General features: G+C 70.8%; 1 pseudogene. It reads right to left on the reverse strand.

The features are described 5' to 3' along the window. Nucleotides 1–527, reverse strand: a pseudogene (locus tag FHJ30_RS21830) (DUF222 domain-containing protein); the annotation flags it as partial.

Raw genomic sequence — 527 nt, forward strand, 5'->3', positions numbered from 1 at the left:
CAGGCGAGGAGGTGGTCGGCTTCGTTGTCCAGGGAGCTGTTGCTGCAGCCGGGGAAGGGGCATTTTCCGTCCCGGAGCCTGAGCCAGGTCCGCATCGCCTTGGTTACCCGGTAGCTGGTGCGGCCGATTTCCAGTGGTGCTCCGTCCCGCGGGTCAACCAGGACCCGGTGGAACGAGTCCGCCCCGCCGGCGACGAGGTCCCGTGCCATCGAGGCCGGGATGGGGCCGTGCCCGTCCAGCACTGCGGGCTCGTCCGTGAGGCCGATCAGGGAGAACACCGGCACGGTGACCAGCACCTGCGGCCGAATCGAAGACGACGGGCCCGGACCTGCCGCCTCCCCGCCGCCGGAACTGCCCGCGTCGTGCCCGTCGCCGTACCCGCCGTTGTGCCCGGCACTGCCGGAACTGCCGTCGTCGTGCCCAGCACTGTTTGGCTCGCCGTGCCCGGCACTGTTTGGCTCCTCGTGCCCGTCGCTGTGCCCGGCACCGGTTGGCCCGCTTGTCCCGGTAGCACCGGAACTGTTCCT

Origin of the sequence: Arthrobacter sp. BB-1 (genome assembly GCF_006151685.1) — a bacterium.
Classification (GTDB): Bacteria; Actinomycetota; Actinomycetes; order Actinomycetales; family Micrococcaceae; genus Arthrobacter.